This window comes from Roseivirga echinicomitans (genome assembly GCF_001592935.1).
Lineage (GTDB): Bacteria > Bacteroidota > Bacteroidia > Cytophagales > Cyclobacteriaceae > Roseivirga > Roseivirga echinicomitans.
This window is the reverse complement of the sequence record NZ_LRDB01000051.1, coordinates 91,366-111,965: the sequence shown is the minus strand read 5'-3', so window position 1 is coordinate 111,965 and position 20,600 is coordinate 91,366. Positions and strand designations below refer to the sequence as shown.

At 41.2% G+C, this 20,600-nt stretch carries 12 protein-coding genes; 6 read left to right on the top strand and 6 right to left on the bottom strand.

Annotation, left to right across the window (positions count from 1 at the left end):
- Window positions 1-50: 50 nt before the first annotated feature.
- The 5 genes from AWN68_RS17710 (at window position 51) to crtD (ending at window position 6,679) form a co-directional block, all read left to right on the top strand.
- Window positions 51-1,001 (top strand): dihydrodipicolinate synthase family protein, encoded by a 951-nt coding sequence (locus tag AWN68_RS17710; protein WP_245658031.1) that lies wholly within the window; start codon window positions 51-53, stop codon window positions 999-1,001.
- Window positions 1,002-1,037: 36 nt separating this feature from the next.
- Window positions 1,038-2,606 (top strand): aldehyde dehydrogenase (NADP(+)), encoded by a 1,569-nt coding sequence (locus AWN68_RS17705; protein WP_068418837.1) that lies wholly within the window; start codon window positions 1,038-1,040, stop codon window positions 2,604-2,606.
- A gap of 153 nt (window positions 2,607-2,759) precedes the next feature.
- Window positions 2,760-3,758 carry a 4-hydroxyproline epimerase gene (locus AWN68_RS17700; RefSeq protein ID WP_068418835.1) on the top strand — a complete coding sequence of 333 codons (999 nt, stop codon included), beginning with the start codon at window positions 2,760-2,762 and terminating at the stop codon, window positions 3,756-3,758.
- Window positions 3,759-3,761: 3 nt separating this feature from the next.
- On the top strand, window positions 3,762-5,015 hold the full coding sequence (locus AWN68_RS17695) for an NAD(P)/FAD-dependent oxidoreductase (RefSeq protein WP_068418832.1): 1,254 nt from the start codon (window positions 3,762-3,764) through the stop codon (window positions 5,013-5,015).
- Between the two features lie 200 nt (window positions 5,016-5,215).
- Window positions 5,216-6,679 carry a 1-hydroxycarotenoid 3,4-desaturase CrtD gene (gene crtD / locus AWN68_RS17690; RefSeq protein ID WP_068418829.1) on the top strand — a complete coding sequence of 488 codons (1,464 nt, stop codon included), beginning with the start codon at window positions 5,216-5,218 and terminating at the stop codon, window positions 6,677-6,679.
- Here crtD and AWN68_RS17685 read toward each other — a convergent pair whose 3' ends face one another.
- From AWN68_RS17685 to AWN68_RS17660, 6 genes are all read right to left on the bottom strand, one after another.
- On the bottom strand, window positions 6,680-8,080 hold the full coding sequence (locus AWN68_RS17685; protein ID WP_245658030.1) for an MltF family protein: 1,401 nt from the start codon (window positions 8,078-8,080) through the stop codon (window positions 6,680-6,682). It abuts the gene before it with no gap.
- Between the two features lie 219 nt (window positions 8,081-8,299).
- A complete protein-coding gene (locus AWN68_RS17680) occupies window positions 8,300-9,604 on the bottom strand; it encodes a TolC family protein (RefSeq protein ID WP_068418824.1) in 1,305 nt (434 codons plus the stop codon).
- A 2-nt stretch (window positions 9,605-9,606) separates the two neighbouring features.
- A complete protein-coding gene (locus tag AWN68_RS17675) occupies window positions 9,607-12,678 on the bottom strand; it encodes an efflux RND transporter permease subunit (RefSeq protein WP_068418821.1) in 3,072 nt (1,023 codons plus the stop codon).
- A 3-nt stretch (window positions 12,679-12,681) separates the two neighbouring features.
- Window positions 12,682-13,767, bottom strand: a complete 1,086-nt coding sequence (locus AWN68_RS17670; protein WP_068418818.1) for an efflux RND transporter periplasmic adaptor subunit — start codon at window positions 13,765-13,767, stop codon at window positions 12,682-12,684.
- 12 nt (window positions 13,768-13,779) lie between these two features.
- On the bottom strand, window positions 13,780-14,574 hold the full coding sequence (locus AWN68_RS17665) for an alpha/beta fold hydrolase (protein WP_317038928.1): 795 nt from the start codon (window positions 14,572-14,574) through the stop codon (window positions 13,780-13,782).
- Window positions 14,575-14,840: 266 nt separating this feature from the next.
- On the bottom strand, window positions 14,841-17,561 hold the full coding sequence (locus AWN68_RS17660; RefSeq protein ID WP_068418816.1) for a TonB-dependent receptor: 2,721 nt from the start codon (window positions 17,559-17,561) through the stop codon (window positions 14,841-14,843).
- 459 nt (window positions 17,562-18,020) lie between these two features.
- Here AWN68_RS17660 and AWN68_RS17655 point away from each other — a divergent pair, with 459 nt between their 5' ends.
- Window positions 18,021-20,585, top strand: a complete 2,565-nt coding sequence (locus AWN68_RS17655) for a M14 family metallopeptidase (RefSeq protein ID WP_068418813.1) — start codon at window positions 18,021-18,023, stop codon at window positions 20,583-20,585.
- Window positions 20,586-20,600 lie beyond the last annotated feature (15 nt).

Genomic DNA, 20,600 nt, shown 5'->3' with positions numbered 1-20,600 from the left:
AGTAGCAAATATCATATTAGTATTGGTGAATTTTCGCAAAGTTGTACAGCATGGACTCCACTACCTTAGCCAAAAAAAACAATACGATGAAAGTAGCATGGCAAGGCGTTTACCCAGCGGTAACCACAAAGTTTACAAATGACGATAAACTTGATTTAAAAATGTTTGAAACCAACATCCAAGCGCAATTGGCCGCTGGTGTTGACGGCATTATTTTAGGTGGCACTTTAGGTGAGTCTAGTGCACTATTGGAAGATGAGAAAGATACTTTAGTAAGCGCCACAGTTGACATGGTAGCAGGCAAAGTTCCAGTGATCATGAACATTGCGGAACAAACCACGAAAGCCGCCATTATTGCTGCGGAAAAAGCCAAAAAGAACGGAGCCAGTGGTTTAATGATGCTGCCTCCGATGCGCTACAAAGCGGATGATCACGAAACGGTTACTTATTATAAAGCGGTGGCGAACTCTACCGACTTGCCCATCATGGTGTATAACAACCCCATAGATTATAAAATCGAGGTGACTTTGGATATGTTCGAGCAACTGGCCGAGTGCGAAAACATCCAGTCGGTAAAAGAGTCTACCCGCGATATTTCAAACATCACCCGAATGATCAATCGTTTTGGCGATCGTTTCAAAATTCTTTCTGGCGTGGACACCCTCGCCTTAGAAAGTTTATTTATGGGCGCCAATGGCTGGGTAGCTGGTTTGGTTTGCGCTTTCCCAAAAGAAACTGTAGCCATTTACAGACTTCAGAAAGCTGGAAGACATGAAGAAGCTTTGAAAATCTACCGTTGGTTCTTGCCGCTATTGGAGCTTGATATTAATGCTAAGCTGGTTCAAAACATTAAACTGGCTGAAGTGGCCACTGGTATCGGTACCGAAAATGTTCGTGCACCTAGACTTGCGCTTTCAGGCGCAGAAAGAAATCACGTACTTCAGATTATCGAAACAGGAATTAAAAACCGTCCTGAATTGCCAGACTATTTGAATTTGTAAATTGAACCCAATCTCTCGCGCAGCAAAAAACACAACATGATTAAAGGAACAAACTTTATAGGATCAACCCCTTCGAAAGAAGGCACAGCACAACTCTTTGCAAACAACCCTGCCAATGGCGAGGCTTTCCCTGAATCGTTTTCGGTAGCGACAACCTCCGAGATTGATGACGCGGTAGCCAAGGCAACGCAGGCTTTTCAAGTTTACAAAAGCATAGCACCAGCAAAAAAAGCGGACTTCTTAGAGGCGATAGCGGATGAAATCATGGCTTTGGGCGATGCCTTGGTAGCGCGCGCTTGTGGAGAATCGGGTTTGCCTGAGGGTAGAATTCAAGGAGAAAGAGGTCGTACCTGTAATCAATTGAAAATGTTCGCCAATTTGGTGCGCGAAGGCTCATGGGTAAATGCCACCATCGATACCGCAATTCCAGACAGAGCGCCAGCGCCCAAACCTGATTTGCGCAAAATGGAAGTGGCCATTGGCCCTGTCGCCATTTTTGGTGCGAGTAATTTTCCATTGGCCTTTTCAACGGCTGGTGGCGATACCGCTTCTGCTTTGGCCGCTGGAAACCCAGTGATTGTAAAAGCACACGAATCACATTTAGGCACCAATGAAATGGTATCTCAGGCGATTCTGAAAGCAGCACAAAAAACGGGAATGCCTGAAGGCGTTTTCTCCATGGTAAATGGCGGAATTCCTGTGGGTCAGCATTTGGTAAAGCATCCGCAAATCAAGGCGGTAGGTTTTACGGGTTCGTTTAGAGGAGGAAAAGCCCTTTTCGATTTGGCCAACCAAAGAGACGAACCTATTCCAGTTTATGCTGAAATGGGAAGCATCAACCCAACATTTATATTCCCTAACAAACTAAAAGAAAGCCCAGCCGATTTAGGAAAAGCAGTAGCAGGCTCAGTCAGTATGGGTGTAGGTCAGTTTTGTACCAACCCAGGTTTATTGGTGGGAATTCAATCGCCAGAATTAGAAGCTTTTTCATCCGCACTTTCACAAGCATTGGCCGACACTGCGCCTTCTACAATGCTGAATAAAGGTATTGCTGAAAGCTATTATGCCAACAGAAAAGCGTTATTAGAAGAAAAAGGCGTAACCTTAAGCGGAAACGCTACATCCATGGGAGACAACCGTGGGCAAGGGTTAACTGCGACCGTTCCTGCTTCTGAGTTTCTAAAAAACACAAAACTTCACGAAGAGATTTTTGGGCCATTCACCTTATTGGTGGTCTGTGAAAATGGAAGCGAAATGAAGCAAGTAGCTCAATCACTCCAAGGGCAATTGACAGGCACTTTATTGGCCACTGAAAGCGACATGATTCAAAATACCGAGACAGTAGACGCACTCTCTCAAAAGGTGGGTAGAATCCTCTTTAACGGAATGCCAACGGGGGTCGAAGTTTGCCCTGCCATGCATCATGGAGGCCCATTCCCTGCCAGCACCAATGGGAAATATACTTCTGTAGGCACAGACGCCATTTACCGTTTCACCCGATCAATCTGCTATCAAAACTGGCCAGATCAAATGCTTCCTACGGAACTGAAAGCTGAGAATCCGATGGGGGTTTGGAGAAAGGTGAATGGTGAACTGAGTAAATAATTAAAGCATTAGAAATAGTCAAAGTAGTATCAAAAGCCAGAAAAAACACCAACCGTTAAAACATTGAATCCTTAACTCACTCACCAATTAATTCATTGTAACATGAACCCATTATTTCATTATTCCCTTCATTCCTTATTTCATTAAACTAAAATGAACAAGCGTTTTTTCTGCATCGATGCCCATACTTGCGGCAATCCAGTAAGACTGGTAGCTGGGGGGGGCCCTATTCTAGAAGGTGTCAATATGAGTGAAAAGCGACAGCATTTTCTCAGAGAATTCGACTGGATTCGAAAGGGCTTAATGTTCGAACCACGCGGGCACGATATGATGTCGGGAAGTATTCTTTATCCGCCATCGGATCCTGCAAACGACATAGGAGTATTGTTCATCGAAACCAGTGGTTGCTTGCCCATGTGCGGTCATGGCACTATTGGTACAGTGACGATTATGATTGAAGAGGGTTTGGTTCAACCTAAAATACCAGGGCAATTGAGATTAGAAACACCAGCGGGTTTGGTGAAAATTGAATATCAGCAAGAAGGGAAAAGAGTGACTTCGGTAAAGCTAACCAACGTGCCCGCTTATTTGGCAAAGGAGAATATCGAAGTTGAATGCCCTGATTTAGGAATACTTAAAGTAGATGTGGCCTATGGCGGAAATTATTATGCCATTGTCGACCCTCAGGAAAATTATAGAGACATGGCTGATTACACCGCCATGCAACTGATTGGTTGGAGTTTGAAGATTAGAGAACGCATCAATGCCGAGCATAGCTTCAGTCACCCTGAAAACGATACCATCGGTGGCTTAAGTCATGTGCTATGGACGGGAGCACCGCTTCAACCTAATTCTACGGCAAGAAATGCAGTATTTTATGGTGACAAGGCCATAGACCGATCTCCCTGTGGCACAGGCACTTCGGCACGCATGGCGCAATGGACCGCTAAAGGAAAACTTCAAAAAGGTGATCAATTCGTTCACGAAAGTATTATTGGCAGTCAGTTTACTGGAAAAGTCGAAGATGTAGTTAAATTAGGCGCGTATTCTGGCATCATACCAAGCATTGAAGGCTGGGCCAGAATTACAGGGTACAATACAATAATAATTGATGACGATGATCCATACGCCTATGGTTTTCAGGTGATTTAGACAATGGAAACGAAAAAAGTAATTGTGATTGGTGCTGGCATTGTAGGCCTAAGTACTGCCTATTTCCTTCGTAAACAAGGGGTGGAAGTGACCGTAATCGACAATACCGATGGCAGTAGTAACTGCTCAACAGGAAATGCTGGATACGTTGCGCCTAGCCACCTCATTCCGCTAGCTTCACCCGGCATTATCAGTCAAGGTATAAAATGGATGTTTAACCCTGAAAGTCCATTTTATATTAAGCCCCGTCTTAACCGCGACCTCATTAAATGGGGATTGCTGTTTAAAAAATCGGCTACAGCCATTAAATCGAAAGGTGCTGCTCAAGTGCTTTATGACCTTACTGTACAAAGCCAAAACCTCTATGAAAAAATCATGGGGGAAGAGGGTATTGAAGCTGGTTATAAAAAGTCTGGGCTTTTGATGATTTGCAAAACCGAAAGTGCCCTTCACCACGAAATTGAATTGGTTGAATTGGCCAAATCCTTTGGTTTAGAAGCCGAAGTTTTGAGTCGTACTGAAACCGAGACCATGGAACCAAGCGTGCAGTACAATATGGTCGGTTCGGTTTATTTTGGTTGCGATGCATGGATGACCCCCAACGTTTTCATGGGTGAATTCAAACAGAAGCTAGAGCAAATTGGGGTTAAGTTTCAGTACAATACACAGCTTGATAGAATTATTCACAAAGCAGGAAAGATCGATAAAATCATCACTTCGAATGGAGAATTATCTGCCGATGAATACGTGTTGTCCGCAGGTTCATGGTCTCCTACCCTAATGAAGCAACTAAAGGTGGATATTCCGTTACAGGCAGGAAAAGGATATAGTTTCACACTCCCAACACCCGTTGTCATGCCAAAACTCCCTTCAATTTTGACTGAAGGAAGAGTGGCGACCACTCCTATGATGCATGGACTTAGAATAGCGGGCACCATGGAAATTGCAGGCACAGGGTTGAATATTAATGAGCGAAGGGTTCAAGGTATTATTAAGTCCGTGAAAGAATTTATGCCCCAGTTTGAAGAGCAAGATTTCTCTCAAATTGAAACTTGGGCTGGTTTGCGTCCATGCACACCAGATGGCCTGCCCTACATTGGTCGGACAAAGAAATACAAAAACCTCCTTGTGGGAACTGGACACGCCATGCTCGGTTTTACTTTGGGGCCAATTACAGGGCATATGCTTTCGGAAGAGATCTTGGGTAGGAAACCATCAATTGTATCTCCTCTGCTAGATGTTGAGCGATTTGCTTAAAATACAAATCATTGTGGGCAATATCCCTTATTACAGAATTGCGTGGAAAAACGACACAAACCTAAGCCGCAAAGCGATATATAATTTGGAATTGTAAACAAAAGTGCACTTTTTCGCTTCGTAGTTATTTTTTACTAGAGTAGAGTACCCTCCCCTAACACGATTTAGTTACATTTCAATTTGGAAGTAAATTTAATTCTATGGGAAAAACCGTAGCAATCATAGGCGCTGGCGTAGCTGGTTTAGCCTGTTCCATTCGCTTAGCGGAGAAGGGACATATCGTATCTGTTTTTGAGGCAAACGCTCACCCTGGAGGAAAGCTAACTGAAATTCAATTGGGGAATTATCGCTTTGATGCTGGGCCTTCATTGTTCACATTACCAGAAGAAATTGAAGCACTTTTTGAGCTGCATGGCTTGGATACTAAAGCATACTTTGATTACAAAAAGCTTGATACTACCTGTAAATATTTCTACCCAGATGGTACCGAGATAAATGCTGTGGCGGACATTGAGACATTAAAAGAAGAGATCCATCAAAAAACTGGAGAGCCAAAGGAAAACATTGAGAAAGCACTTAATAAAAGTGCTTTGCTCTATACATCTCTCTCTCCTTTGTTTATGCATAAATCACTGCACAAATTAAGCACATGGGTAAGTAAGCATGCGTTCCGGTCCTATGGGAAGCTATCTAAATTCAATTTTAATAGCACCATGCATCAGGTAAATAAGGCAAGATTTAAAAGTGAAAAAGTGGTGCAGCTCTTTAATCGTTACGCCACTTATAATGGCTCAGACCCTTACCAAGCACCTGGCACAATGAACATCATTCCGCATTTGGAATTCGGGATAGGTGCTTATTTCCCAACTCAAGGAATGCATGACATCACCCAAAGCCTTTATGCTTTGGCAAAAAAAGTGGGAGTTAAATTCCTTTTCAATACACCGGTCAGTAAGATCACTTTACACAAGGGGCAAGCCAAAGGGGTGATTACCAAATTTGGGTTCCACAAAATGGATAGGGTAGTAAGCAATATGGATATTGTAAACACCTATGAAAAGCTATTGAAAGGCGAACGAAAGCCTACAAAACTCATTAAGCAGCCCAAGTCTAGCTCTGCGCTTATTTTTTATTGGGGAATCAAGAAGAACTTTAAACAACTCGATCTTCATAACATTTTCTTCTCAAATGATTATGAAAAAGAATTCCAACACATATTCAAAAAAGGAAGTGTTTACGAAGACCCTACAGTGTATGTAAATATCACTTCGACCCAAAAGCCAGATGATGCCCCAGAAGGCTGTCAAAATTGGTTCACCATGATTAATGTACCTAATAATCAAGGGCAAGATTGGGAAGAGATAATTAAAGAAGCTAGAAAGAATATCTTAGTCAAACTCTCTGAACAATTGGGTGAAGATATTGAGCCTTTGATTGAAGTTGAAGACATTTTAGACCCAATAAAAATTGAGGCCCGTACCTCATCTACGCAAGGCGCGCTCTATGGAAACAGCTCAAATAATAAGTATGCTGCATTTTTGAGGCATCCTAATTTTTCAAAACGGATTAAAGGATTGTATTTCTGCGGTGGAAGCGTTCACCCAGGCGGTGGAATCCCATTGTGCTTATTGTCCGCCAAAATTGTGGCCGATAACTTTGAGTAATTAACGTGCCGTAACCAAAGTAGAGTCCGACTGTTCTTCCAGGTTCTTTGCAAACAAGGTTTTGTATTGATCATACCTTTCCAAAATCTTCTTCACGTAATTCACTGGCTCATCTCCCCTACAATACCCAAACCTAACAACTGGGTCGGTATAGAATTTCTCGGTGGATTTAGCTATCAAGTATTCTGCAACATTATCATCCCAAACCTGAGGATCCTTTCCGTATTTCTTTGTCAGTTTTACGGCATCCATTACATGACCTTGGCCCACATTGTAGGAACCCAACACAAACTTTAGTCGTTCCTTGGGATCGATTACTTTATCCGCCCAGTAGTCTTCCAGCCATTCTAAAAACTCAGTCCCTGCCTCTATGCTTTCCTCAGGGTTAAAAGGATCTTGGACATTAAACTGCTCAATCGATATGTCTGTCAGTTGCAATAGCCCTTTTGCTCCCGCCCATGATTCCACTTCCGGATCAAACTTTGATTCTTGATAGGCCAAAGAAGCCAACATCACCCAGTCCACGGAAAGGTTTTCAGCAGCCGATTTAAACAAATCATCATAAGGCGAAATCATGGTTCCACCCACAGAACTAAAGTCACTTTGTGCCCTTAAGTTTTGCGTTTTTCTATACTTGAAGTAGCGATCATAAATCATATTGAAATCCGGAGTTGCCTTCACTTCATCCAGCCAATAGTTGATTGTATCTTTCAAAACTGGTGCATTTTTTCGCACTGCCCAAGCTATCTTCTGAGGAAAACTAATCGCAGTTTCCACATCCAAATCAGGATAATAAGTGGCATTAATCATTGCAATATCTTCATCGGCAATGGTGTATTTAATTTCACCTTCTGCTACTTTTTTGATCAGCGACTCCGTGTCCATTATGGCAACGTCCTCGAGGATAATTATATCTTCCCCAATTTCATCTGACAAGTTTTCGAGCCTTTCCGAAAAAGAAGAACCTTTTCGCGTATAAACTTCCTTTCCGCCTAAATCTAGAGGGTTTCTGATCATGCTTTCTTCAATGTCATGGAGTTTCATTTTTCTCCAACCTTTTGGTTTACGCTGTACCAATACCTGTCTTACCTCAGTATGGCTATCCGTAAAAGCTACACGTTCGGTTCGTTCTTTAGTCACAGTTAAGTGGTAGGCCATCACATCTGCTGCTCCGGTATTCAGCATAAAAAATGCTTCTTCAATATCCGATGTAAGCTTAATTTTGAGGGAAACGTTTAAATCAGAAGCCATTCGAGAAAGCAGGTCATACTCGTAACCCATAGGTTGGCCTCTGTAAATAAAATACCCCGTAGAACTATTATCAACTACCGCAGTAAGGGTGCCTCGCTCCTTAATTTCATCAAAACCAAGAATAACTGGCTCCGCACGTAATTCGGGCATAATAGTCTGACCACTGTTTGTGGTGGCGCTTTTTCGACACGATGTAAATAGAAGGAGCCCTGAAACCAAGGCCATAAAAATCACTAACGACTTTCTTTTTATCATATTCTCTCCTGATGGTGAGCAAGAACTTAAACCAGCCTTGGGGGCAAATCGTTCAAATTCAATTATATAAAGTACTCAAGAAAATCGTGCAATCAAAACTAACCGTGATTAAAACTACTTCACATTCCCTCCTGAAAGTCTTTTAAGCTCGATTTCAGACAGTTTAACGTTGTATTGTGAAGTGATTTTTCTGATTTCGGCTTGGACCAAATTAATTTGGGCTTCACGCAATTCAATGGCGGTTGAGTTACCCACTTTGAACCTTTCGAGCGCTATGTCATAGTTTTCTTTGGCCACTTCAAGGTTCAATTCTTCCAGTTGGTTGAGGCGGATGTTATTTTGATAATTCCCATACACCTTGCGGACATCAGATTCTAAAGACTGCGTGAGATCACGAATTTGAAGTTCCGTCATCTCTAGTTGAATTTGAGCATTTTGCTCCCTTCGCTTTAAATCAAAGCCATTGAAAATATTAAAAGAGAGTCCTGCACCATAGTTAAAACCTGTCGAAAGGTTACTTAAAACCGCTCCAGCATCAGAGTTTCTGTCATTGTAAGTATAACCGAAGTTTAAGCTCACCCGAGGAAATTTTTCAGCATTTAATTCCTTCATTTGAAGGTAATTTATATCCCTGTTTCGTTGTGCTCTCACCACGGTAGGGCTATTCAAGTTGGCGTCAGCAAGTACTTCATCCAAGGCTATTGAACTATCGAAAGAAAAGCCAGAAGTTATTTCGTACTCATTTTCTAAGTCTTGACCCAAAAGTCGGTTCAACTCCAGTTTTACATTGTGGATTAGCTCTTCTTGGATTAAGAAACTGGATGAATCAGAGTTGTAATCCACTTGCGCTTGAAGGTATACCAATTTAGAAGCTTTACCCACTTCGTATCGGGTATAAGCCAGCTCCAAGCGCTGTTTACTCAAATCTAGGGCATCTTGAAAAACACGCGCTCTTTCTTGCTCTAGCACCACTCTGTAATATGCATTTGAAATAAGCGCTATGTTATTTTCTATCTGAATTTGAAGATCATCCTCACCCAATTGGGCTTGTGCCTTCAGTCGGTCTCGGGTATGAAACATCCCTAAACCATCAAAAACTGTCCAGTTTAAAGTTGGAGAAATATTCAAGTTATTGGTCTTGGCATCCTTAATCTCTCTCGTCTCATTACTATTGGCCAACTGTTGCGTAACGTCATTATTACTGTAAGATTTATTCGCAGTAACGCCAAAAGTGGGCAACAATGCACCATAACTCATGTCTGAATTATTGGCACTCGTTTCTGCCGATTTTTTTGAAATCTTAATCGACAAGTTATGTTCAAGGCCCAACTGAACCGCCTCAGTAATGGTTAGAGGTTCTTGTGCACTAACTTTTACTAAAGCGAAAAAGAAGAGTACTAAAGCTATTTTCATTTTCATAATCAGGCAGTCGTTCTAGAAAGTCTACTTTTTTTACTGGAGAAATAGGTATAGACAGCGGGAATCACAAAAAGGGTCAGTATCGTAGAGAATATCAATCCGCCAATAATGGCCACTCCCATGGAAACCCTACTTTCAGCTCCTGCACCAAGTGCTAATGCTATTGGCAAAATTCCTAAAATGGTAGAAAGAGATGTCATAAGGATTGGTCGGAAACGTGATTTAGCGGCATCCAAAACAGCATCGCGAACGCTTAATCCATCGGCCTTCCTTTGGTTGGCAAATTCCACAATTAAAATTCCGTTTTTAGACACCAAGCCTACCAACATAATGATACCAATTTGACTAAAGATGTTTAGTGACTCTTCGTATCTCCAGATGACCAGCAATGCACCTGCTAAAGCCAATGGCACTGTAAACATGATAATCAGCGGATCTACAAAGCTTTCAAACTGAGCGGATAATACGAGATAGATCAAAATCAAAGCAAAGCCAAAAGCAAAGTAAAGACTGTCGGCACTGTCTCTAAACTCGCGTGAAGTTCCAGCTAAATCGGTAGTAAATGATTCATCTAAAACCTCTTTAGCAATCGCATCCATGGCATCAATTCCTTGGCCCGTAGTTACCTTTGGCGCCAAACTGGCCGAAACAGTAGCTGCAGCAAACCTATTGAATCGATACAGCTGCGGTGGCGAACTATTTTCCTCTAGGCTCACAAGGTTGTCCATCTGAATTAACCTTCCGTCAGACGACCGCACATACAGCGCTTTTAAGTCCAATGGATCGTTTCGGTTATCCCGATCTACCTGACCTATAATTTGATATTGCTTTCCATCTAAAATGAAGAACCCGAATCTTTGACCAGCCAAACCTAATTGTAAGGTCTGGGCAACATCTCTTACCGAAATACCCAATGTTCTTGCCTTCTCTCTATCAATTTCAATCGTGATTTCTGGCTTGGTGAATTTCAAGTTCAAATTAACAAATGTAAACTCGGGAGAGTCTTGCGCTTTAGCCATAAACTCAGGAAGCACCTCTTTTAATTTCTCTAAGTTTGGTGCTTGAATTACGTATTGTACTGGGAAGCCACTGCTCCTTCTACCGCCAATAGTTGCTGGTTGTGAAAGTGAAGTTCTGGCTTCAGTGTACTGTCCCAAAATTGGGGTGAAGTCATCCATAATTTGTTGTTGGCTCCTTTCTCGTTCCGAAGGGTCCTTCAACATTATGGTAATCCTAGCTGAGTTCATAGAGCTGTTTCCAAAGCCAGGCGAGGTAATCGTTATCAGGGCTTCCTTCTCTGGAATATGCTTATCCACAGCACTGATAATGCTGTCAACATATTGATCCATGTATTCGAAAGTAGCTCCTTCTGGCCCTGTTGCATTCGCACTTAATGAGCTTCTGTCTTCTAATGGTGCTATTTCTTCTGGAATTCTATTTCCTGACAAAAAGAAAACGATCATCCCTGCAGAAAGCAAAATGATTACAAATGCCATCCACCTGATGTTCATAAAGGCATCCAGAGCGTTGTTATAACCTCGGTTAAGGCTGACAAAGAAGGGCTCTGTTTTACGATAGAACCAGTTCTTTTTCTCGGTTTTTCTCAAAAGCTTGGCACTCATCATTGGGGTAAGCGTGAGTGCAACAAAAGAAGAAATTACAACGGCACCAGCCACCACAAGTCCAAATTCTCTAAAGAGTCGTCCGGTAAGCCCTTGAAGGAAAATCACGGGCATAAACACAGCCACCAAAGCCACTGTAGTAGAGATTACAGCAAAGAAAATTTCATTCGTCCCTTTAATGCCTGCCTCCTCAGGCTCCATTCCACCTTCAATTTTGGAATAGATATTTTCCAGCACTACGATGGTATCATCTACCACCAAGCCAATAGCCAGCACGATTCCTAAAAGGGTAAGCACATTAATAGAGAAGCCAAAAATGTACATCACGAAAAACGCTCCTATCAATGAAATCGGGATGGTCATTACAGGAATAAGGGTCGTTCTCCAGTCACGTAAAAAGAGGAAGATAATAACCACTACCAGTGCAAAAGCGACAATAATAGTTTGCTGTACTTCATTAATCGATTCGCGGATGTATTCAGTATTGTCAAAGCCCATTCCAAGCTCAATATCCGCTGGAAGGTCCTTTTTGATCAATTCAATTCTTTCGTAAAAATTATCGGCTATCTCGATACTATTCGATCCTGGCTGGGTTACTACGGCAATCCCAACCATCGGCACACCATTTCTCTTTAGAATGGTTCTATCATTTTCAGGAGCAAGTTCAGCCCTACCAATATCTCTAAAGCGGACAATAGTTCCTCCGTCTTCTTTTACAATCAGGTTGTTGAATTCCTCAGGAGAATTAATTCTTCCTATCGTTCGCACTGCAATTTCAGTACTTGTTCCTTCCACAGCACCCGATGGTAATTCTACATTGTCTCGGCTTACAGCGTTTTGAACATCTAATGGGGTAAGCTGATAAGCAGCTAATTTATCAGGGTCCATCCATAGACGCATTGAATATCGTTTTGAACCCCAAACCTGAACTGAGCTAATGCCTTGAATGGTTTGTACTCGTTCTTTGAATATATTTTCGGCCAATAGCGTAAGATCAAGGAGGTTTCTCTCTTTACTCGCAATGGTTAAAAAGATAATCGGACTGGCATCGGCATCGGCTTTACGTACCGTTGGAGGCTCTACATCAGGAGGTAAACGTCTTACTACACCGGCCACTTTATCGCGCACATCATTGGTTGCCGCCTCCAAATCAACTCCCAAATCGAATTCCGCAGAAATGGAGCTCCCTCCATCACGACTTGTTGAAGTCAGTGTTTTGATACCTGCAATACTGTTAAGCGCTTCCTCAATCGGTTCGGTAATCTGAGCTTCGATAATCTGCGCGTTGGCACCAGAATAACTTGTAGAAACGGAAATCACAGGAGGATCTACACTTGGAAATTCACGTACTCCCAAGTAGCTAAAACCAATGACTCCAAAAATCACAATGATGATATTCATCACCATGGCAAGCACTGGCCGCTTGATACTGATGGTTGATAAACTAGACATACTTTATCGTGTTAAAGATGAAATAGAAATAGCAGACCCTTGTCTTATCTCCAATAGCCCAGAGGTAATTACCGTGTCTTGTGGGCTAAGCCCCTCCAAAATTTGAACAGAACTTTCGGTTCTTAACCCAATCCTTACAGGTACAGCTTGCGCTTTCCCTCCGTGAGCTACGAATAACATGTGTCCGTTGAGTTCAGGAATTACTGAAATGGCGGGCACCATCAATGCATCGTTTACCGATGACATGATCAATTCAATTTTAGCAAACTGACCCGGTAAAAGCTTTCCTTCTTCATTACTAGAAATGGCCCTCATTCTTAAGGTTCTAGTGTTTTGATCAATTTGAGGTTCAAAAGCATAAACTGTCCCTTTGAAAATTTCTGTTGAAGTTTCTGTTTCAAATTGAATAACATCGCCAACGCTCACAATTGATGCATATTTACCTGGAATGGCAAAGTCAATTTTCACAGGATCGATACTGTAAAAGTTAGTGATGATCGTACTGTTTGTGATGTAAGCGCCTTCACTAATTTCTCTCAATCCTAAAATCCCATCAAAAGGCGCGATGATGGAAGTTTTAGCCAATTGTGCTTCGACCACTTTAATGTCGGCCTCAATGGTATTCAGCGTAGTGAAGGAAATATCATACTCTTCTTGACTGATGGCTTCTTTATTCAACAAGAGTTTTTGTCGGTTTTCGCTACCAACTGCCAATTTCTTACTGAATCGTAACTTTTCTAGTTGCGCCTGAAGCTCATCGTCTTTAAGGCTTACCAACAATGTTCCTTTCTTTACCTTTTGACCTTCCTTAAAATGAACTTTGGTGACTAAGCCAGAAACTTCACTTTTAAGCTGAATAGATTCGTTGGGCAAAATTGAGCCAGTAACCTTAATCTTATTTTCTAAAAGCTTTGGCGTAACTACTACACCACTAACTGGAAGAGCAGATTTTGCCCTTGAAGCATTTTGAGCCGAGGCTTCAGCATTTGAGTTGCTACCAGTAAATTCATCAATTCGGGGATAAACTGCCCATGCTGCCACCGCCAAAATGATTATCAAGACTACAATTATTCTTGATGTTTTGCTCATTGTAATAAATAGTTAGGATAAGGAATGTGTTCTTATAAACTCGATTGAAAGCTTATTAAATTCTTCGGGTTGCTCAACGTTGCACACATGACCGCAGTTATCCAATATATTTAACCACGCATTTTTATGATGTGAAACTAACTTGTGCACTTGTGGAAGGAACATATAGTCTTCATCTCCCATTAAATAGAGGGTTGGGGCTGTTGTTTCCTTCTCGTTAAAATATTTTAATAATGGGTTGATATTATTTGTCAGCTTGAACCATTTCATAAATTCATGCTGACAAACTCTTTTGGCCTGCCCAATAAACAAGTCTCGTGATTCCGCATTGCGTTTTCGTGGCATAATGATCCAAGCAAACAGTTTATAAAGCCACATAAATGGCACAAACCTCTTCAATGCATTGCCCACACTCACCAAAAACTTAGACCTTACATTCAAGCGAGTCACTGCGCCACCTAAAATAAGGGTTTTAACACGTTCGGGAGCTATTTCACAAAGTGTCCTAATAATTATCGTTCCTAGTGATATGCCCACAAAGTGAGCACTTTTGATCTTCAGGTGATCCAATACTTCAAGAATATCCTTACTGATATTTTCAAAACTATGATCATTTGAGAAATACCTTTGGAATGCCTCTTGAGATTTTCCATGTCCCCTCAGGTCTATTAAAAGCACATTGAATTCACTTTTGAAGCTTTTTATCTGTCGAAACCAAATGGAAGAACTCCCCCCGGCACCATGGATAAAAGCTACCCATTCATCAGATTGATTATTTCGATATGTTTTATAATAAAGCAAGGCCACGGAATTAGAGACAAAACTAACCCAAAGGTTTAATTTTTGTTCAACCGTTTGAAAAACTTAAAGGTCCAAACATAAAAAGAGTTGCTTCAAAAGAAACTTTGGTGGGGTTACTTTTATCAACCAGTTAATGAAATAACACCCATAATTAAGAATTCTACACTAAACACTACAGTTTTACTAAGCTTTTGGGCTCCGATTTTACTAAACAAAAAGCCATCTCAGGTTACCCCGAGATGGCCTCTTTTTGTATTAATAGAAACTTACTCTTAGAAGTTTATTCTCAAAGTAGCGTTCCATGTTGTACCGAAACCAAACCATACTGAGTTTGCATAGTCGACTCCTTTCCATGCTGGTGAAGTTTCATCAGCTCTGTGAATGTTAGTGTTTGACTCAGATATGTATAGTGTGTTGAATAAGTTGTTAACGTTCACTCTGAAAGAAGAAGAGTTACCGAACAAATCAAATCTCACAGTACTACCCAAATCAACTAATCCGTAAGAAGGTAGCTTAAGCGCTCCTTGATTGTTTGGCTGTAAGAAGTCCGTATTATTGATTGAGTAATCAGCATAAAGACCATCAACATAACGGTATGCCAAATCAAAATTCAATTTTCCAACTTTGTATTCAGCTTCAAAGTAAGAAGTAAACTGAGCAGCATCACCAACCTTCGCATCTTTTACATAAAGTGTAGCGCTACCAACTGACTGATTTTGATCATTGAATACCGTAGCTTCAAAATCTTTCACATATTTCCAGTCTCCTGCCGACACCATACCTTTGAATTTCAATTGGCTGCTATATCTGTACTCTGCTTCAAGTTCAAGACCCATATGACGAACGTCAACATCTTTGAACTGAGCAGTTCCTTCAATAGCACCAGGAAGTGTTACACCCTGAGAAATGAATCTATTACCCCAGTTAGTAGAATAAGCATTAACATTAACCTTTAAGTTATTATTTACATAGCCATAGCCCAATTCAATTGAGGTAATCTCCTCATTTTGAAGATCAGTGTTTACATTATTGCTAAAGTTAGGGAATACAGCATCAAACAATGGTTGTCTTGAGATGTATCCAGCATTGAAGAACACATTTGATCTTTCGTCAATATTGTAGTTCGCTCCACCTTTAACGTATCCACCACCGATGTTTTTCTTTTCAGAAATTGGGTTTGATGGTTGGTCAAAGAAATCCTCTCTTTTAAATGATTGATTAGAGTATCCTGCCTGTAGCACAGCCGTAATAGAAGACTTATTGTTATATTCAATCAAACCATTAAAACCTTGCCATCCCACTATACCAGTGTTGAAGTAATCAATTTTTTCTCTTTCCAAACCAGTGTTTCTGAATGGAGAAGCACTAATAGTTACATTTTGAATTTGACCAGCAGAATTACTGTTTCCAGTTGAGAAATATCCATCAAGTCCCATTAGGTTTTCCAAAGCTCTGTAATGAAAACCAGTGTAACTTCTTAAATCAACACCTAAAGAATATCTCCACTTGTCTTTTGTAATGTCTAAAGTAGAAATACCACCTACCCAGTTGTGTGAGTTCATTGAAGCTCTTCTAACTAGTACAGCTCTATTTACTCCATCATTTCTAAAACCATTAGAACCAATTAACTGGCCTTGGAAACCAGAAATTGAACCAGTATATGGATCTGTTGTTCCTCTGTTTACAGCAACTACATTATCAAAATCGATAGACCCATCAGGGTTTCTAGAAGCAGCACCATTTTGTCTGTTAAGCAAATGCTCTGTTAGGTCGATGTTAAAAGGGTATAAGTCAATATCAGAATTACGGAAATTATTTCCACGTGGTCCAGTTCCTCCACCTCTACCGGCAGAACCATAAAGTGATGTGGCTAGTTTTACGTCAGTAGAAATATCCCAATCCCAGTTAAAAGTTGCTAGTGGTTTGTTGTAGAAGTTTCTTCTCATGTTAAACTCTTCTCCACCTAATTCACCAGCATCAGTATTCCATTTTCTGTCAACACCAGACTCTCCAAAATTGATGTAGTCACGAATAGATACCCAGCTACTTCTTTGGTGGTGCCACTGACCCGCGCCTAAAACTGAAAGGTTAAGGGCATGGCTTGATCCTTCTGGAGCATAACCAACTGCCGCAAAGTAATTGTATCCTTCACCAGATGTCCCATTAACATAGCCATTTCCAGACCATCTGCTCAATAAGAATGAACTTGCCCATCCTTTATCATTTTTACCAGTATTGTAAGACATTGATGTCTTTACATAACCATCGTTACCAATCCCTTGAGCAAGAGTTCCTCCTTCATCAAGTTCAGCAGCTTTAGTGAAGATCGAAACAGTTCCTCCAACAGATGGAACAGCTAATCTTGAAGCACCAAGACCTCTTTGTATTTGGATACCCGATGCAACGTCAGTCATTCCTTGCCAGTTACTCCAATATACCCAACCATTCTCCATGTCATTAACAGGTTGCCCGTTAATCAAAAATGAGGTATTGCTTTGTGAAAAACCTCTTAGTGACAATCTTGAATCGCCATATCCTCCACCTTCTTTTGTTGTGTAAACACCAGGTGTTCTATTCATAATTTCAGGAAACTCCATATTACCCACCTTCAATGTAATTTCAGAAGGAGCAATTGTAGAAATAGCAACAGGTGTTTCTCTTTCCCTTGCAACGTCAATCACGTTAGAAGTAATAACAATTTCACCTAATAGATTGGCTTTTGGAACAAGTGCTACCACCATTCCATTTTTGGCCTCGATTTCCATGGTCTCAAAACCAATAAATGACACCTGTAAGATTTGTCCTTCATTAGCACCTTGTACATTAAAAGAGCCATCAAAGCCAGAAATAACTCCTGTCTGAGTCCCCTTTATTACGATTGTAGCGCCCTGTAATGGGTCTTTTGATTCCGCGTCAATAACCTTTCCAGTTATCTGAGCGAATGCTGCTTGAGATGCCAGTATAAGCACCACACTTAGTAAAAATTGTCTCATAAACGAAATTTTAAATATAGATTAGATTAGATATTAGAAATCGAACTTGTTTTTCAAGGCAAAAGTAACATATTAGAAACGCTGAGGCTTTTTAACAAATGTTAACGTTTCGCTATGAATGACAACCATGCTTAACGTAAACTTAATATTCATTTTTAGATTCTACCTTTAAGCAGTTTCGCCAAACAAAATAAGGATAAAAGCCTTTACACCAACCATTTATTCTAAATATAACACTAAAGTCCTTTTTTGAATGAATCAGAATTTTGAACTCACTTTATCGTTTTGTGATACAAAGTTAAATGTTAAAAAATGTAAAGTAAATTTTCCGTCCATAATTGTTTACAACCATTCAAAAAATCTCAGAACTCGGTGTGTAGAATGTAAAAAATAATAGTCTATTTTTTGTTACACAATCCGATCGCTATATTCGATTAAAATGACACTACAAAGTGAACTATGAAGGTTTTTGCCCCCCTATTTTTTCTACTCAGTCTACTAAGTCCCTCTTTTTCTGCCTTAGCGCAAAAAGATTTAAGTTATTATTTACCAACGAATGTAATTTATGATCAAAACATCCCGACCCCTAAATCAGTAATAGGGCACGAAGTAGGCGAATGGCATGTAACTCATGATAAACTGGTCTTGTACATGAGGGTACTCGCTGCTGCCTCGGACCGAGTTAGCATTGAAGACATTGGCATCACACATGAAGGCCGCACGCAGGTAATGCTTACCATAACACACCCTAACAATCAAGCAGGAATAGAAAAAATAAGAACTGACCATGTGTGGCTCACCTATCCTAATGAGTCGGATAAGTTTGATATTAAGAAAATGCCTGCTGTTGTTTCAATGGGCTTTAGCATCCACGGAAACGAATCTTCCGGCTCAAATGCTGCCTTGCTTGTTGCTTATTATATGGCGGCCGCTCAAGGACCAGAAATAGAAACAGCCCTCAGAAATACAGTAATTCTACTGGACCCTTCACTTAACCCTGATGGCCTAAACCGCTTTTCAAATTGGGCCAACATCCATAAATCAAAAAATATTAACCCAGACCCGAACGACAGAGAATACAGTGAGGTTTGGCCTGGTGCAAGGACTAACCATTATTGGTTCGACCTCAACCGTGACTGGCTCCCAGTTCAGCAACCAGAATCACAAAACCGAGTGGCTAAATACCACCTTTGGAAGCCAAACGTATTCACTGACCATCATGAAATGGGCACTAACGCTACTTTCTTTTTCCAGCCAGGTGTTCCTGCCAGAACACATCCGCTTACGCCAAAAGAGAACCAAGAATTGACAGAAAAAATTGGCCAATTCCATGCAGAAGCACTGGATAATATCGGCTCGCTCTACTTCACCAAAGAAGGATACGATGATTTCTACTACGGAAAGGGCTCCACCTTTCCCGACATTAATGGCGGTGTAGGTATTTTGTTCGAGCAAGGGAGTTCAAGAGGTCATGCTCAGGAAAGTGACAATGGAATTTTGGAATTCCCTTTCACCATAAAAAACCAATTTACTGCTGCACTTTCTACATGGAAAGCCTCTGTTGATATGCGCGAAGAGTTACTAGAGTACCAAAGAGACTTCTATAAGCGTGTATTGAGAGATGCGGATAACGATGATGTTAAAGCTTACATTTTCAAAGCAGAAAAAGACCCCGCTAGGTCATATCATTTGGCCGACATCTTAGATCAGCAAGAAGTTGATTTTTATCGCCCATCTAGAAAGCTGAAGTTTAACAATGAAGAATACACCCCAGAGAACAGTTACATCATTCCTTTAAAGCAGCGGAATTACAAGCTCATCAAAGGTATGTTTGAGAAGAGAACCTCTTTCGAAGACAGCCTTTTCTATGATATTTCTGGATGGTCCTACCCACTTGCCTTCGACCTGGAGTACAGCGAGCTGAGTAGTCGAGATTATGGAAGAAACCAATTGGGTGACAAAGTAATGAAACCTGAATTCCCTAAAGGGAGTGTGATTGGCGGACAAAGTGCTTATGCCTATGTTTTTGAGTGGAATGGCTATTATGCTCCTAGGGCAGCCAATCGTTTGCTCGAAAAAGGAATTAGAATTAAAGTAGCTACTAGCCCCTTTGGCAATGGCGAAAAAGTAAAATTCGATTACGGAGCCATCATGGTGCCTGTGAGCAATCAGAGCCTTTCTGAGCGCGAAATTTATTTAGAAATGCAGACCATTGCCAATACAGATGGCATCAACGTCCATGCTTTGCAGTCAGGACTTACGGATGGTGTTTCGTTGGGCAGTAATTCCTTTATCAATGTCGACAAACCAGAAATTGCGCTCGTTGTAGAATCTGGAAGCAGTGCCGATGCTGGTGAAGTGTGGCATTTATTAGACACCAGAATGGACATGCGAGTCACCAAGTTACCGGGTGATAGGCTCGGTTCTTCTGTTATTAGCCGTTACAACACTATCGTGATTACAGGCGGGGTTGACCTATCTGAATCAGGAATGGAAAACCTTAAACAATGGATCAGAAATGGAGGCACGCTGATCGCTAGTAACAGTAGCGCCACGGCTTGGGCGGCCAGAAATAAACTGACGCAACTCAAGTTTGTAGATGTTGAACAATACACCGGAGAAAAAATCACTTACGATCAAATCTCCAACTTCCAACGTGGTCAATCGATCCCTGGAGGCGTTTACATGAGCGAACTCGAATTATCACACCCAATGGCCTACGGTTATTACAACAAGGAGCTTCCTACCATGAGGAGAGGAAATTTAATGATCGAAGCTTCCGAAGACAAGTTTTCAAACCCAGGCAAGTATACCGAAGAACCTCTGCTGAGCGGATGGATTAACAAGCCGAACCTCGAAGCCTTAAAAGGCACTTCTACCATTAGAGTAAGTGCTTTTGGGCGGGGAAGAATCGTTTCTTTGGTGGACGACCCCAATTTCAGGGCCTTCTGGCATGGCACCAACAAGCTGATGATGAATGCCATTTTCTTTGGCAGAATTGTAAACTCATCCGCAGCAAAGTAATTGATCAAATCATAG

Coding starts and splice junctions, on each gene's coding strand:
- AWN68_RS17670 (WP_068418818.1), bottom strand. CDS start 13,767: ATGAGCAAAACATCAAGAATAATTGTAGTCTTGATAATCATTTTGGCG.
- AWN68_RS17680 (WP_068418824.1), bottom strand. CDS start 9,604: ATGAAAATGAAAATAGCTTTAGTACTCTTCTTTTTCGCTTTAGTAAAA.
- AWN68_RS17655 (WP_068418813.1), top strand. CDS start 18,021: ATGAAGGTTTTTGCCCCCCTATTTTTTCTACTCAGTCTACTAAGTCCC.
- AWN68_RS17660 (WP_068418816.1), bottom strand. CDS start 17,561: ATGAGACAATTTTTACTAAGTGTGGTGCTTATACTGGCATCTCAAGCA.
- crtD (WP_068418829.1), top strand. CDS start 5,216: ATGGGAAAAACCGTAGCAATCATAGGCGCTGGCGTAGCTGGTTTAGCC.
- AWN68_RS17700 (WP_068418835.1), top strand. CDS start 2,760: ATGAACAAGCGTTTTTTCTGCATCGATGCCCATACTTGCGGCAATCCA.
- AWN68_RS17685 (WP_245658030.1), bottom strand. CDS start 8,080: ATGCCCGAATTACGTGCGGAGCCAGTTATTCTTGGTTTTGATGAAATT.
- AWN68_RS17710 (WP_245658031.1), top strand. CDS start 51: ATGGACTCCACTACCTTAGCCAAAAAAAACAATACGATGAAAGTAGCA.
- AWN68_RS17675 (WP_068418821.1), bottom strand. CDS start 12,678: ATGTCTAGTTTATCAACCATCAGTATCAAGCGGCCAGTGCTTGCCATG.
- AWN68_RS17695 (WP_068418832.1), top strand. CDS start 3,762: ATGGAAACGAAAAAAGTAATTGTGATTGGTGCTGGCATTGTAGGCCTA.
- AWN68_RS17705 (WP_068418837.1), top strand. CDS start 1,038: ATGATTAAAGGAACAAACTTTATAGGATCAACCCCTTCGAAAGAAGGC.